General features: G+C 74.7%; 11 protein-coding genes and 1 pseudogene. 7 read left to right on the top strand and 5 right to left on the bottom strand.

The features are described 5' to 3' along the window. The first annotated feature begins 10 nt into the window (after positions 1-10). A complete protein-coding gene (locus tag FM076_RS13575) occupies positions 11-1,243 on the top strand; it encodes a serine hydrolase (protein ID WP_173870648.1) in 1,233 nt (410 codons plus the stop codon). 162 nt (positions 1,244-1,405) lie between these two features. On the opposite strand, the gene FM076_RS13570 is transcribed toward FM076_RS13575, so the two are convergent. From FM076_RS13570 to rsmI, 5 genes are all read right to left on the bottom strand, one after another. Continuing rightward, entirely contained in the window at positions 1,406-2,347 is a 942-nt protein-coding gene (locus tag FM076_RS13570) for a 4-(cytidine 5'-diphospho)-2-C-methyl-D-erythritol kinase (RefSeq protein ID WP_173870647.1), read from the bottom strand. Next, on the bottom strand, positions 2,344-3,243 hold the full coding sequence (rsmA, locus tag FM076_RS13565; protein ID WP_345945417.1) for a 16S rRNA (adenine(1518)-N(6)/adenine(1519)-N(6))-dimethyltransferase RsmA: 900 nt from the start codon (positions 3,241-3,243) through the stop codon (positions 2,344-2,346). The genes FM076_RS13570 and rsmA overlap by 4 nt, the downstream gene beginning before the upstream one ends. Positions 3,244-3,414: 171 nt before the next feature. Next, positions 3,415-4,341 carry a TatD family hydrolase gene (locus FM076_RS13560; protein WP_173870643.1) on the bottom strand — a complete coding sequence of 309 codons (927 nt, stop codon included), beginning with the start codon at positions 4,339-4,341 and terminating at the stop codon, positions 3,415-3,417. A gap of 35 nt (positions 4,342-4,376) precedes the next feature. Continuing rightward, positions 4,377-4,652 carry a hypothetical protein gene (locus FM076_RS13555; RefSeq protein WP_173870641.1) on the bottom strand — a complete coding sequence of 92 codons (276 nt, stop codon included), beginning with the start codon at positions 4,650-4,652 and terminating at the stop codon, positions 4,377-4,379. 249 nt (positions 4,653-4,901) lie between these two features. Then, positions 4,902-5,825 carry a 16S rRNA (cytidine(1402)-2'-O)-methyltransferase gene (rsmI, locus tag FM076_RS13550; RefSeq protein ID WP_173870639.1) on the bottom strand — a complete coding sequence of 308 codons (924 nt, stop codon included), beginning with the start codon at positions 5,823-5,825 and terminating at the stop codon, positions 4,902-4,904. Positions 5,826-5,884: 59 nt separating this feature from the next. Between rsmI and FM076_RS13545 the strand changes: the two genes are divergently transcribed. The 6 genes and pseudogenes from FM076_RS13545 to FM076_RS13520 form a co-directional block, all read left to right on the top strand. Continuing rightward, complete coding sequence (locus FM076_RS13545) at positions 5,885-7,678, top strand: dolichyl-phosphate-mannose--protein mannosyltransferase (RefSeq protein WP_173870637.1); 1,794 nt, start codon at positions 5,885-5,887, stop codon at positions 7,676-7,678. A 44-nt stretch (positions 7,679-7,722) separates the two neighbouring features. Then, the gene (locus FM076_RS13540; protein WP_173870635.1) at positions 7,723-8,142 is read left to right on the top strand and encodes a TIGR03668 family PPOX class F420-dependent oxidoreductase; all 420 of its coding nucleotides are present in this window, start codon (positions 7,723-7,725) and stop codon (positions 8,140-8,142) included. Between the two features lie 358 nt (positions 8,143-8,500). Further along, positions 8,501-10,144: a penicillin-binding transpeptidase domain-containing protein gene (locus FM076_RS13535; protein ID WP_173870633.1), complete on the top strand. Its 1,644-nt coding sequence runs from the start codon at positions 8,501-8,503 to the stop codon at positions 10,142-10,144. 94 nt (positions 10,145-10,238) lie between these two features. After that, a pseudogene (locus FM076_RS13530) lies at positions 10,239-10,721 on the top strand (YbaK/EbsC family protein); the annotation flags it as partial. Between the two features lie 95 nt (positions 10,722-10,816). Next, entirely contained in the window at positions 10,817-11,740 is a 924-nt protein-coding gene (locus tag FM076_RS13525; protein ID WP_173870630.1) for an EamA family transporter, read from the top strand. 108 nt (positions 11,741-11,848) lie between these two features. After that, the coding region (locus tag FM076_RS13520) for an ABC-F family ATP-binding cassette domain-containing protein (protein ID WP_173870628.1) at positions 11,849-13,408 on the top strand (1,560 nt) is incomplete at its 3' end.

Here is a 13,408-nt window from a genome sequence, read left to right as displayed (position 1 = left end):
CGAATCAAACGTGGCTGAGGTCGTTCACACAGCGGCGACGGTGCATGGCACGCGGGTGGCGGTGCACGGCACGGTGGCGGAGGGCTACGAGCCCGTCCGGGACGCCTTCGTACGCAACTTCGCCGAGCGCGGCGAGAAGGGCGCGGCGGTGGCCGTGCACCGGGACGGACGCGCAGTCGTCGACCTGTGGGGCGGCACCACCGATCCGGCCGACCCGCAGGCGCCGCCCTGGAGCCGGGAGACGGCCGTCGTCGTCCGCTCGGCCACCAAGGGGCTGGCCGCCGCCGTCCCGCATCTGCTGCACCAGCGCGGCCAGCTCGACCTGGACGCCCCCGTCGGCTCCTACTGGCCGGAGTTCAAGACGGCGGGCAAGGAGCGCCTCCTCGTCCGCCACCTGCTCGCCCACCGGGCGGGGCTGCCCGTGCCGGCGGCGCCGCTCACCCCCGCCGAGGCGCTGCACCCGGGCAACGGTCCGCGCGTGCTCGCCGCGCAGGCGCCCGAGTGGGAGCCGGGTACGGCGCACGGCTACCACGCGCACACCTTCGGCTGGCTGCTGGCCGAACTGGTGGTGCGGGCCAGCGGCGGGCGCAGCCTGGGCCGTTGGTTCGCCGACGAGATCGCCGGCCCCCTCGGCCTCGACGTGTGGATCGGGCTGCCCGACGAGGTGGCCGCCTCGGGCCGGGTGGCCCGGGTCGCCGAACTGCCCGCCCCCGAGGCGGTGCCCGGCGCGCTGCGTACCCGTCCCAAGCGGTCGGTGACCGATGCCTACGCCGATCCGCGCTCGCTCACCCGCCGCGCCTTCGACGCCATCACGCCCCGGCCCGACGAGAACGATCCGGCCTACCGCGCGGCCGAGCTGCCCGCCGCGAACGGCATCGCCACCGCCCGCTCCCTGTCCGCGTTCTACGCCGCGCTGCTGGGCCCGCTGGAGGGCCGGCGCCGGCTGTTCACCCCGGCGACCCTCACGCAGGCCCGCTCCCTGGAGTCGGACGGCCCCGACCGCGTACTGGTCATCAACACCCGTTTCGGACTGGGCTACATGCTGCACGGCTCCGCCTGCCCGATGCTGGGCCCCGGCTCCTTCGGCCACCCCGGCCGGGGCGGCTCCCTCGGTTTCGCCGACCCCGAGACGGGAACGTCCTTCGGCTATGTGACCAACACGCTCCACCGCTCCGTCACCAGCGACCCCCGCCCCCAGTCCCTGGTGCGGGCGCTGCGCGCGGCGGTGGGGTCCGCCACGTGATCCTGAACCGGGACCGGGACCGGGGCCGGCCGGACACGGGCACTGTCAGACCGGCCATTGCCCTGTCACACCACCGTGTCGCCCCGGGACACTGCCCGTGTGGCCCCGGCACACCGCCGCCGCCCCGGCACACGCCGTGCCGGCGCCATCGCCGTGGCCCCGTCACACCACCGTGGCGCCGGGGGCCGGGGCGGTGGTGGCGCGGGCGGTGCGGCAGGTGCCGGAGGCCGTCAGGGTGTGCGCCGTACGGGCCGCGGAGTCGGCGTCCGCCGTCAGGAACGCGCAGGTGGGGCCCGAGCCGGAGACCAGCGCGGCCAGGGCACCCGCCTCGCGCCCCGCGGCCAGCGTCTCGCGCAGCGAGGGGCGCAGGGAGAGCGCCGCGGGCTGGAGGTCGTTGTGCAGGGCCGCGGCCAGCGCCTGCGCGTCACCGGCGCGCAGCGCCGCCAGCAGGGCCTCGTCGGCGGCCGGTTCGGGCACGTCGGTGACCGAGGAGCCGGTGCCCTCCGCCTCGCGCAGCCGGTCGCACTCGCGGTAGACGTCGGGGGTGGACAGCCCGCCCTCCGCGACGGCGAACACCCAGTGGAAGGTGCCGCCGACCTCCAGGGGGGTGAGCACCTCGCCCCGCCCCTGGCCGAGCGCGGCGCCGCCCGCGAGGCTGAACGGCACGTCGGAGCCCAGCTCGCCGCAGAGCGCGAGGAGTTCCTCGTACGGGGTGTTCAGGCCCCACAGCCGGTCGCACGCCAGCAGGGCGCCCGCCGCGTCCGCGCTGCCGCCCGCCATGCCGCCCGCGACGGGGATGTCCTTGGCGATGTGCAGGTGCACATCCGGCTCGATGCCGTGCCGCTGGGCCAGCAGCCGGGCGGCGCGGGCCGCCAGGTTGGTGCGGTCCTGCGGGACGAGTGCCGCGTCCGGGCCCGAGACGGTCAGCCGGGGCGAGTCGGCGCGGGTGGCGCTGACCGAGTCGTGGAGGCCCACGGCGAGGAAGACGTTGGCCAGTCCGTGGAAGCCGTCGGGGCGCAGTCCGCCGACCGACAGCTGGACGTTGACCTTGGCCGGGACGCGCACGGTGACCGTCCCGGCGGGGGCGGCGGCTGACTGGGTCACGCGGGGTGCTCCTCGACTGGGTGCTGCACGGACTGGGGACCGTGTTCGGCGATGGCGGCGAACTCCTCGACGGTCAGCGACTCCCCGCGCGCCTGCGGGGACACCCCGGCGGCGCGAAGTGCCGCCTCCGCGGCGGCGCCCGAACCGGCCCAGCCGGCGAGGGCGGCCCGCAGCGTCTTGCGGCGCTGGGCGAAGGCCGCGTCCACGACGGCGAACACCTCCTCGCGGCGGGCGCTGGTGGCGGGCGGGCGGGGGCGCCGGACGAGGGAGACCAGTCCGGAGTCGACGTTGGGCGCCGGCCAGAAGACGTTCCGCCCGATGGCCCCGGCCCGCTTGACCTCGCAGTACCAGGCGGCCTTGACCGAGGGCACCCCGTACACCTTGGAGCCCGGCGCTGCGGCCAGCCGGTCGGCGACCTCGGACTGCACCATCACCAGCGTGCGCCGGATGCCGGGGAATGTCGCCAGCAGGTGCAGCAGCACGGGGACGGCCACGTTGTAGGGGAGGTTGGCGACCAGCGCGGTCGGCGCGGGGCCGGGCAGCTCGCTCACCCGCAGGGCGTCCTCGTGCACGAGGGAGAAGTGCTCCTCCCGCTCGGGCAGCCGGGCCCGGACGGTGGCGGGCAGGGCGGCGGCCAGCGTGTCGTCGATCTCGACGGCGGTCACGTGCCGTGCCGCGGCGAGCAGCGCCAGCGTGAGGGAGCCGAGCCCCGGCCCGATCTCCAGCACCGTGTCGTCGGGCCGCACCTCGGCGGTGCGCACGATGCGGCGCACCGTGTTGGGGTCGATGACGAAGTTCTGGCCGCGCTGCTTGGTGGGGCGCACCCCCAGCGCGTCCGCCAGCTGACGCACGTCGGCGGGGCCGAGCAGCGCGTCGCCGCCCAGCGCGTCGGACACGGCGTCGGACGGGGTGGCGGACGGATCGGAAGGGGCTGCGCTCACCGGGCCAGTTTACGGGCGCGCACCGGCTCGCCCGGACGCCGGGCGAAGGCCCGGGGAAGGCCGCGCGTGCGCCGTGCGGCACCCCGGCGTGCGCGCGGAGCGGTCAGTACCCGAAGGGCGGGGCGGTCAGTACCCGAAGGCGCGCGCCGTGTTCGCGGCCACGTGCCGGGCCAGCGTCTCCTCCGGCATGCCCTTCGTCCGGGACATGGCGCGCAGGGTGAGCGGAATCAGATACGGGGCGCCCGGGCGGCCCCGGTAGGGCGCGGGGGTCAGGAACGGGGCGTCCGTCTCCACCAGCAGCAGTTCGGGCGGCGCCACGGCGAGCGCGTCCCGCAGCGGCTGCGCGTTCTTGAAGGTGACGTTCCCCGCGAACGACATGAAGTAGCCCTTGTCCGCGCACACCCGGGCCATCTCGGCGTCGCCGGAGAAGCAGTGGAAGACGGTCCGCTCGGGGGCGCCCTCCTCGTCGAGGATGCGCAGCACGTCCGCGTGGGCCTCCCGGTCGTGGATGACCAGGGCCGCGTCCAGCCGCTTGGCCATCTCGATGTGCGCGCGGAAGGAGCGCTGCTGCGCCGCGACACCCTCCGGGCCCGTACGGAAGTAGTCCAGCCCCGTCTCGCCCACGGCCAGCACCTGGGGGAGCGCGGCCAGCTCCTCGATGCCCGCCAGCGCCTTGTCCAGCAGCGCGTCCCCGCCCTCGGCGGCCAGCCTGGGCGCCTCGTTGGGGTGCAGCGCGACGGCGGCCCACACGTTCTCGTGCGCGGCGGCCGTCTCGGCGGCCCACCGGGAGCGCTCCAGATCGCAGCCGACCTGGATGAGGGTCGTCACGCCGACCGCGGACGCCGCCGCCAGCGCGTCGGCCACGGACGGCTCCTGCATGTCCAGGTGGGTGTGGGAGTCGGCGACCGGATACGCGAGCGGCTCGGGCGGCGGCGGGGGTGCCTGCGCCGCCCGAGCCTTCGCGGCGTGCGTCGCGGCGGCACTCCCCGGGGAGTCCGCCCCGGGGCCCGCCGGGGGGTTCGGTGTCGGGTCGGGGGTCGCTGAGCTGGACATACCGGCGATGATAGAGCGCGGGTATGTCACCGCCCTCAGTGGTGCGGGAGCGCGGCCTCCGCCGTCGAGACGCGGCCGGACCGCATGATGCGGACGAGGTGCCCGTCGCAGAACTGGCATGTCGGCCTGGTGAGCGGCGAGGGGACGCGCTGTCCGTCCGCGTAGTAGACGACCAGGGGCTTGCCGTCCGCGTATTCGAGGTGCCGTATCTCGTAGTCCTGTTCCCAGCCGTGCCCGCACCTCATGCAGGCGAACGAGTACGCCTCGTGCACTGTGCCCGTGCCCTTGTCGTTGCCGCTCTCGTGGCTCATGGCAGCTCCTTTCCAGCAGGCGGTGACGCCCACTGCCAGTGCACTCCTCATATGAACGCACTGGAAGGAAAGGCGGCGGTACTTTCCCTCCGTTTGGGGAAATTTGGGCCGAGCGTCAAGGTAACGGGCGTCCCTGGACGCTCCCTTTGCCTTACCGCGCAGGTCCTTTACCCTCCCCCCGGACCGGCCCGCACCCCGGCCCGGCCGCCCTCCTCGCGCCGCCCGGCCGCCTTCCCCGCGCCGGCCCGGTCAGCTCTCCGCGCCCGCCCCGCCGTCCCTGTGCGCGGCGCTCTCCGCCGCACCCTTCGCAGCGCTCGTCGCAGCGCTCGTCGCCGCGCTCTTCGCGGCGACGACCGCGTCGAAGACCTCGCGCTTGGGTACGCCCGCCTCTCTGGCCACCTCGGCGATGGCCTCCTTGCGGCGCTCGCCCGCTTCCTCGCGGACGGCGACACGGCGAGCCAGTTCCGCCGCGTCGGGCGGGCCGCCCGACGCTGCCTCGGCGCCGCGGACGACCACGGTGATCTCGCCGCGCACACCGTCCGCGGCCCACCGGGCCAGCTCCTCCAGGGCGCCCCGCTTCACCTGCTCGTAGGTCTTGGTCAGCTCGCGGCAGACGGCCGCCTCCCGCCGGGGGCCGAACACCTCGGCCATGGCGGTCAGTGCCGCCTCCAGGCGGTGCGGCGACTCGAAGTACACCAGCGTGCGGCGCTCGCCGGCCGCCTCCCGGAGCCTTGCCAGCCGCTCGCCCTGCTTGCGCGGCAGGAACCCCTCGAAGCAGAACCGGTCCACCGGCAGCCCGGAGACGGCCAGCGCGGTGAGCACCGCCGAGGGGCCCGGTACGGCGGTGACCCGTACGCCGCGCTCGACCGCGGCGGCCACCAGCCGGTAGCCGGGGTCGGAGACCGAGGGCATGCCCGCGTCCGTCACCAGCACCACCCGCGCCCCGCCCGCCAGCGCGTCGGCCAGCTCGGGCGTACGGGCGGCCTCGTTGCCCTCGAAGTAGGAGACGACGCGTCCGGCGGGTGTCACGCCCAGCGCCTGCGTCAGGCGGCGCAGCCGCCGGGTGTCCTCCGCGGCGACGACGTCGGCCGCGGCGAGTTCGGCCGCGAGCCGCGGCGGGGCGTCCGAGGGGTCGCCGATGGGGGTGCCGGCGAGCACGAGCGTTCCAGTCACGCGTCCATCCTCCCAGCGGCGGCGACGCGCCCGCGCACACCGCCCCCGCGATCCCTACGATGGCCCGCGTGACGACCAGTGACACCGTGGGGGCCGCCGGCCGCGAGCAGGACGGGTCCGGCGGACCGGACAGCGGGGCCCGCCCCGGCGAGCATCCCGGGGGCGGGCCGACCGGGTGGCAGGTGCGGCTGCGCCGGTTCGGCTACCCGGCCAGGCCGCGTCCCGGTGTCCCCGACAGGCTGACCCCCGCCTTCCCCGAGCCGGACCCCCGCCCGGGCGCGCTCCTCGGGCTGGCGCCCGAGGTGTCGGTGCGGCTGGCGCGCTGGGCCGCCTGGGGCGGCCCGCTGCTGGTCGCCCTGGTCGCGGGGGCGCTGCGGTTCTGGGACCTGGGCTCCCCGCACGCCGTCATATTCGACGAGACGTACTACGCCAAGGACGCCTGGTCGCTCATCCACCTCGGGTACGAGGGCACGTGGCCGGACAATGCCAACGACCGCATCCTGGGCGACCCGCAGCGCATCCCCCTCTCGCCGGAGGGCTCCTATGTGGTCCACCCGCCGGTCGGGAAGTGGGTCATCGGCCTGGGGGAGGCGGTCTTCGGGCTGAACCCGTTCGGCTGGCGCTTCATGATGGCGCTGCTGGGCACCCTCTCGGTGCTCATGCTGTGCCGCATCGGGCGCCGCCTGTTCCGCTCCACCGCGCTGGGGTGCCTGGCGGGCGCGCTGATGGCCGTGGACGGGCTGCACTTCGTGATGAGCCGGGTGGCGCTGCTGGACCTGGTGGTGATGTTCTGGGTGCTGGCCGCGTTCGGGTGCCTGCTCGTCGACCGGGACAGGACCCGTGCCCGGCTCGCCGCCCGGCTGCCGCGTGGCAGCACCGACGCGGGGCCCGGCACGGGGCCCGCGCTGCCCGACGCCTTCGTCGGCGACCGGACGAGCCTGGGCCGGCGTCCCTGGCGGCTGCTGGCGGGTGTCTGCCTGGGGCTGGCCTTCGCCACCAAGTGGAACGGCCTGTACGTGCTGGCGGCGTTCGGCATCCTGACCGTGCTGTGGGACATGGGGGCGCGGCGGACCGCCGGTGCCTCGCGCCCCGTCCTGGCGATGCTCCGCAAGGACGCGCTGCCCGCCTTCGTCTCCCTGCCCGTGCTGGCGCTGGCCACCTATGCCGCCTCCTGGACGGGCTGGTTCGCCACCTCGGGGGGCTACTTCCGGGACTGGGCGGACAAGCAGGGCGCCGCCGGGCCGTGGGGCTGGCTGCCCGGCCCGCTGCGCAGCCTGTGGCACTACGAGAACGAGGTGTACGACTTCCACGTCCATCTCACCTCGCACCACACCTACCAGTCGAACCCGTGGAGCTGGCTGGTCCTGGGCCGCCCGGTCTCCTACTTCTACGAGTCCCCCAAGGCCGGCACCGACGGCTGCACCGACAAGGCCGAGGGCTGCGCCCGCGAGGTGCTCGCCCTGGGCACCCCGGTGCTGTGGTGGGCGGCCTGCGCGGCCCTCGTCTACGTCCTCTACCGGTGGTTGTTCCGCCGCGACTGGCGCGCGGGCGGCATCCTGTGCGGCGTCGCCGCCGGCTACCTGCCGTGGTTCGCCTACCAGGAGCGGACCATCTTCCTCTTCTACGCGGTGGTGTTCGTCCCGTTCCTGTGCCTGGCGCTGGCCATGGCGGCCGGCGCCCTGGCCGGACCGCCGGGCACCAGCGACCGGCGGCGCACCGCGGGCATCGTCGTGACGGGTGTCGTGGGACTGCTGATCGTGTGGAACTTCGTCTACTTCTGGCCGATCTACACCGGGCAGACCCTCCCGCTGGGAGAGTGGCGGCACCGGATGTGGCTGGACACCTGGATCTAGCGGACCGCGGCGGCGGTCGGCCCGGCGGACGGCAGGGGGTACCGATGTCGCTCTCGACGGCGGAGGCGTGGCGCCGGCTGGCCGGGGCCCGGGTGCTCCGCCTGGCCACCGCCGACGCCGACGGGGTGCCGCACCTGGTGCCGGTCACCTTCGCCGTCGAGGGGGAGACGATCGTGACGGCCGTGGACCACAAGCCCAAGCGCCACCGGGACCTGCGGCGGCTGCGGAACCTCGCGCACAACCCCCGGGCCTGCCTGCTGGCGGACGTGTACGACGAGGACTGGAGCCGGCTGTGGTGGGTGCGCGCGGACGGCCGGGCCCGCGTGCTGGAGGGGCCCGCGAGCCGGTGCCCGCTCGACCTGCTGGTGGCCAAGTACCCGCAGTACGCCGGGCGGCGGCCGGAGGGGCCCGTCATCGCCGTCACCGTGACCCGGCTGTCGGGGTGGGCCGCGGCGTCCTCGTGACCGAGCGGAGGGACGGGTGGGCGAGGGGCGGGAGCGGTCCGGAACGAGCGCTTCCCGGCGGGAAAGATCACGAAAACGCTCATCGAAGATCGCGATTCGGACACAAAGCCGTGATCCGGAACCGAACGCCCCGTCCTGCACGTCTGCCCCATGGGCCGCGGGAACGCGGCGGCCGCCGCGGGGCGGTTCCGTTCCCCGGCCCGAAACCCCGGAACCGGTGAATCGTGGTCACCACATCCTCCGAGGACGGGGCCAACCGGGCATACGAGGGCACGTTCTGTCATGAGCGTGCTCTAGGGTGCCTCGCGTCAGGACTTCGGCCGACTGGGCCGGAGCGGGGTGGAGGGGCAGAACGCGGATGCGCGACACACAGAAGATGGCCGTGATCGGCGGGGTCGCCGCCGTCGTCGTCGGACTCACCGGCGTCGGCGTCTGGGCCCTGGTCGCGGACGGTGACAGCGGGGACACCGGCACCGTCGCCACCAGTGGCGACGGCAAGGCGCCGCGCCAGATCAAGAAGGGCCCCCTCAGCGCCAAGGAAGTGCGCACCGCGGCCCAGGAGTTCCTCGGCGCGTGGGCCGAGGGCGACACCAAGAAGGCCGCGGCCCGTACCGACGACTCCGCCGCGGCGTCGAAGGCCCTGGCGGGCTTCCGCAGCCGGGCACACGTCTCCAAGGTCGCCACGTCCGCCAAGGCGGCTCAGGGTGAGAAGGTGCCCTTCGCCGTCACCGCGCAGATCGCCTACGGCGCCAAGCGCACCTCCTGGTCCTACGATTCGGCGCTCCAGGTCGTGCGCGACACCTCCACCGGCGAGCCCGTCGTCGACTGGAAGCCGTCCGTGCTGCACCCCGGCCTCAAGGACGGCCGCACGCTCAGGACGGACGAGAAGGGCACCCCGCCCGTGCGGGCCGTCGACCGCGAGGGCAACCCGCTCACCGCGGCCCAGCACCCCACGCTCGCCGACGTCATCACCGACATCGGCAAGCGCTACGGCGACAAGACCGACGGCTCCGCCGGGCTCCAGATCCGCATCGCCGACGCCAAGGGCAAGACGGAGCAGGTGCTGCGGCAGCTGAGCAAGCCCACCCCGGGCAAGCTGAAGACCACCCTCGACGCGAAGGTGCAGCGCGCCGCCGAGGAGGCGGTGAGCGGCAAGCCGAAGGCGTCCGTCGTCGCGGTCAAGCCCAGCACCGGCGAGATCCTGGCCGTCGCCAACTCGCCCGCCAAGGGCTTCAACAGCGCCCTGCGCGGCTCGCTGGCGCCCGGCTCCACGATGAAGGTCGTCACCAGCGCCATGCTGCTGGACAAGGGCCTCGCCTCGCCCGGCAAGGCCCACCCCTGCCCCAAGTACGCGTCCTACGGCGGCTGGAAGTTCCACAACCTCGACAAGTTCGAGATCAAGGGCGGCACTTTCGCGCAGAGCTTCGCCCGCTCCTGCAACACCGCCTTCATCACACAGGCGTCCAAGCTGCGGGACGACGACCTCACCAAGGAGGCCAGGGACGTCTTCGGCCTCGGCCTCAACTGGAAGACCGGCACCGGCACCTTCGACGGCAGCGTCCCCGTGCAGTCCGGCACCCAGATGGCGTCCTCCCTCATCGGGCAGGGCGGCGTGAGGATGAACCCGCTCACCATGGCCTCCGTGGCCGCCACCGTGCAGAGCGGCACCTTCCGGCAGCCCGTGATCGTCCCCAGGTCGCTGGACGGCCGCACGCTGGCCAAGGCGCCCCGCGCCATGAAGCCCGGCGTCCACAAGGACCTGAAGTCGCTGATGAAGCTCACCGCCACCAGCGGCACCGCCGCCGAGGCGATGGCCGGGCTCAGCGGCGACGTGGGCGGCAAGACCGGTTCCGCCGAGGTCGACGGCCAGAAGAAGCCGAACGCGTGGTTCACCGCCTACTCCGGTGACGTCGCCGCCGCCGCGGTGGTGCCCGCCTCCGGCCACGGCGGTGACAACGCCGGCCCGGTGGTCCGCAAGGTCCTCCAGTCCGCCGGGGGTTGATCCCCCCGGCCGCGCCGGCCGCTCGCGCCGCTGCCCCTCTCCCGGGTCCGGGGGAGGGGCAGCGGCGCGTTCACCTGGCGGTACCGTCCCGTACATGACGCATGCAGCCACCGCACACCCCCGGTTCGCCCAAGCGCTCAGCGCCCTCGGGCTCGACCAGGTCGCGGTCCGGGCCTTCCCGGAGGAGACCCGCACCGCGGCACAGGCCGCCGCCGCGCTCGGCTGCGACCTCGGCCAGATCGTCAAGTCCCTCGTCTTCCAGGCCGACGGCAGCCCGGTGCTGGTCCTGGTGGGCGGCTCGTCCCGGGTGGACGTGGGCCGGGTCGGCGAGGCGCTGGGCGGTGCCGCCGTCGAGCGCGCCGACGCCGCCACCGTCCGCGCCGCGACCGGCTACGCGATCGGCGGCGTCCCGCCCTTCGGCCACGCCACCCGGATGCGCGTCCTGGCCGACCGCGGCCTGCTCGCGCACGAGACCGTCTGGGCCGCCGCGGGCACCCCGTACACCGTCTTCCCGCTCGACCCCGCGACCCTGATCCAGCACGCGGGCGGCACCCTGGCCGACGTGCGCGAAGGGGCCCGGGACGAGGGTGCCGGGCGCGCCGGGAACGGGAGCGAGGGTGCCGGGGCCGGGAGCGAGGGTGCCGGACGCGCGTCCGCCGCGGAGCCCGCGCCGTGACCCCGGTGGTCGTCGCCGCGGTCCTGGCCGCGGCGCTCACCCACGCCAGCTGGAACGCCCTCGCCCACGGCATCAAGGACCAGCTGCTGGCCTTCACCCTCGTCGGGGGCGGCGGCGCGCTGTGCGGCGCCGCCCTCGCCTGCTTCGCGCCGCTGCCCGCCGCCGGGGCCTGGCCCGCGCTGGTGGCCTCGGGAGCGCTGCACGTCGTCTACCAGGCGCTGCTGATGCGCTCCTTCCGACTGGGCGAGTTCGGCCAGATGTACCCCATCGCGCGGGGCACGGCGCCGCTGGTGGTGACCGTGCTCGCGGCTGTCTTCGTGCACGAGATGCCCGGCCCCTGGCAGCTCGCCGGGGTGCTGCTGGCCTCCGCCGGGCTGGTCGGGGTCGCGCTGTGGGGGCTGCGGGGGACGGGCGGAAAGGGCGCGAAGGGCGCGGAGGACGGCTCGGGGAAGGACGGTTCGGGGAAGGGTGGCTCGGGGGAGGGCGGCGGTGCGCAGGGGCCCGCGCTGGCCGCGGCCGTGGGCACGGGGCTCGCCATCGCCTCGTACACCGTGGTCGACGGTGTGGGCGTACGGGCCTCCGGCACCGCCCTCGGCTACATCGCCTGGCTGATGATCCTGGAGGGGATCGGCATCCCCCTGTGGGCGCTGGCCACCCGCCGTGGCCGCCTGGCCGCGCAACTGCGGCCGATCGCGCTGCGCGGGCTGCTCGGCGGCGCGCTGTCGGTACTGGCGTACGGACTGGTGCTGTGGGCGCAGACCCGGGCGCCGCTCGCGCCGGTGGCGGCGCTGAGGGAGTCGTCGATCATCGCGGGCGCCGCGATCGGGGCGCTCTTCTTCAAGGAGCGCTTCGGCTGGCCCCGTACCGCCGCCAGCGTGCTGATGGTGGGCGGCATAGCCCTGATGCTCCACGGCACGTGACCGGCCGAGCGGCCGGAGGAGCCGGCCCGGGCCCGCTCCGCGGCTCCTCCCCGGCGGCGTACCCCGGACCGGGGCTACCCTTGGGGGCTGGTCCCCAACAGGAGTGAGATGGCTGTCAATCTCGTCAACCTCGAAGCCGTCGACAAGGTGCACGGCACCCGCACCCTCCTCGATGCCGTCTCCCTGGGCATCAGCGAGTCCGACAAGATCGGCGTGGTAGGCCGCAACGGCGATGGCAAGACCACCCTGATCAGGGTGCTGTCCCGGCTGGAGGAGCCGGACGCGGGCCGGGTCACCCACGCGGGCGGCCTGCGCCTGGGCGTGCTCACCCAGCACGACTCCCTCGACCCCGAGGCCACCGTCCGGCACGAGGTGGTCGGCGACATGGCCGATCACGAGTGGGCGGGCGACGCGAAGATCCGCGATGTGCTGACGGGCCTCTTCGGGGGCCTGGAGATGCCGGGCTTCCCGCAGGGCCTGGACACCGTGATCGGCCCCCTCTCCGGCGGCGAGCGCCGCCGCATCGCGCTGGCGAAGCTGCTGATCGCCGAGCAGGACCTGATCGTCCTGGACGAGCCGACCAACCACCTCGACGTCGAGGGGATCTCCTGGCTGGCGGGCCACCTGCGCGCGCGCCGGTCCGCGCTGGTGTGCGTCACGCACGACCGCTGGTTCCTCGACCAGGTCGCCACCCGGATGTGGGATGTGCAGCGCGGCGCGGTGCACGAGTACGAGGGCGGCTACTCCGACTACGTCTTCGCGCGGGCGGAGCGCGAGCGCATCGCCGCGCAGGAGGAGAGCAAGCGGCAGAACCTGATGCGCAAGGAGCTGGCGTGGCTGCGCCGGGGCGCCCCGGCCCGCACCAGCAAGCCGCGCTTCCGCATCGAGGCGGCGAACGCGCTGATCGAGGGCGAGCCGCCGCCGCGCGACAGCCAGGAGCTGATGCGGTTCGCGAACTCGCGCCTGGGCAAGACCGTCTTCGATCTGGAGGACGTCACCGTCCAGGCCGGGCCGAAGGTGCTGCTCAAGCACCTGACCTGGCAGCTGGGGCCCGGGGACCGCGTCGGCCTGGTCGGGGTCAACGGCGCGGGCAAGACGTCCCTGCTGCGTGCCCTGGCCGATACGGCGCGCACCCACGGCGAGCGCCCCTCGCCCCTGGTGACCGAGGGGCGGGTCAAGGTCGGCAGGACGGTGAAGCCGGCCTACCTCTCGCAGGAGGTCGCCGAGCTGGACCCGGCGCTGCGGGTGCTGGAGGCGGTGGAGGCCGTCCGCTCCCGCGTCGACCTCGGCAAGGGCCGCGAGATGACGGCGTCGCAGCTCTGCGAGAAGTTCGGCTTCGCCAAGGAGAAGCAGTGGACGCCGGTGGGCGACCTGTCCGGCGGTGAGCGGCGGCGGCTGCAGATCCTGCGGCTGCTGATGGACGAGCCGAACGTGCTGTTCCTGGACGAGCCGACCAACGACCTGGACATCGAGACCCTGACCCAGTTGGAAGACCTGCTCGACGGCTGGGCGGGCTCGCTGGTGGTCATCTCCCACGACCGGTACTTCGTCGAGCGGACGACGGACCGGGTCTACGCGCTGCTCGGGGACGCGACGCTGCGGATGCTGCCGCGCGGCATCGACGAATACCTGGAGCGCCGCGCCCGGATGGAGGCGCGCGCCGCCGCG

This window comes from Streptomyces albus subsp. chlorinus (assembly GCF_013302895.1).
Taxonomy (GTDB): domain Bacteria; phylum Actinomycetota; class Actinomycetes; order Streptomycetales; family Streptomycetaceae; genus Streptomyces; species Streptomyces chlorinus.
This window is presented reverse-complemented; position numbering and strand designations above follow the sequence as displayed.

Coding starts and splice junctions, on each gene's coding strand:
- FM076_RS13560 (WP_173870643.1), bottom strand. CDS start 4,341: ATGTCCAGCTCAGCGACCCCCGACCCGACACCGAACCCCCCGGCGGGC.
- FM076_RS13555 (WP_173870641.1), bottom strand. CDS start 4,652: ATGAGCCACGAGAGCGGCAACGACAAGGGCACGGGCACAGTGCACGAG.
- FM076_RS13545 (WP_173870637.1), top strand. CDS start 5,885: ATGGCCCGCGTGACGACCAGTGACACCGTGGGGGCCGCCGGCCGCGAG.
- FM076_RS13540 (WP_173870635.1), top strand. CDS start 7,723: ATGTCGCTCTCGACGGCGGAGGCGTGGCGCCGGCTGGCCGGGGCCCGG.
- FM076_RS13535 (WP_173870633.1), top strand. CDS start 8,501: ATGCGCGACACACAGAAGATGGCCGTGATCGGCGGGGTCGCCGCCGTC.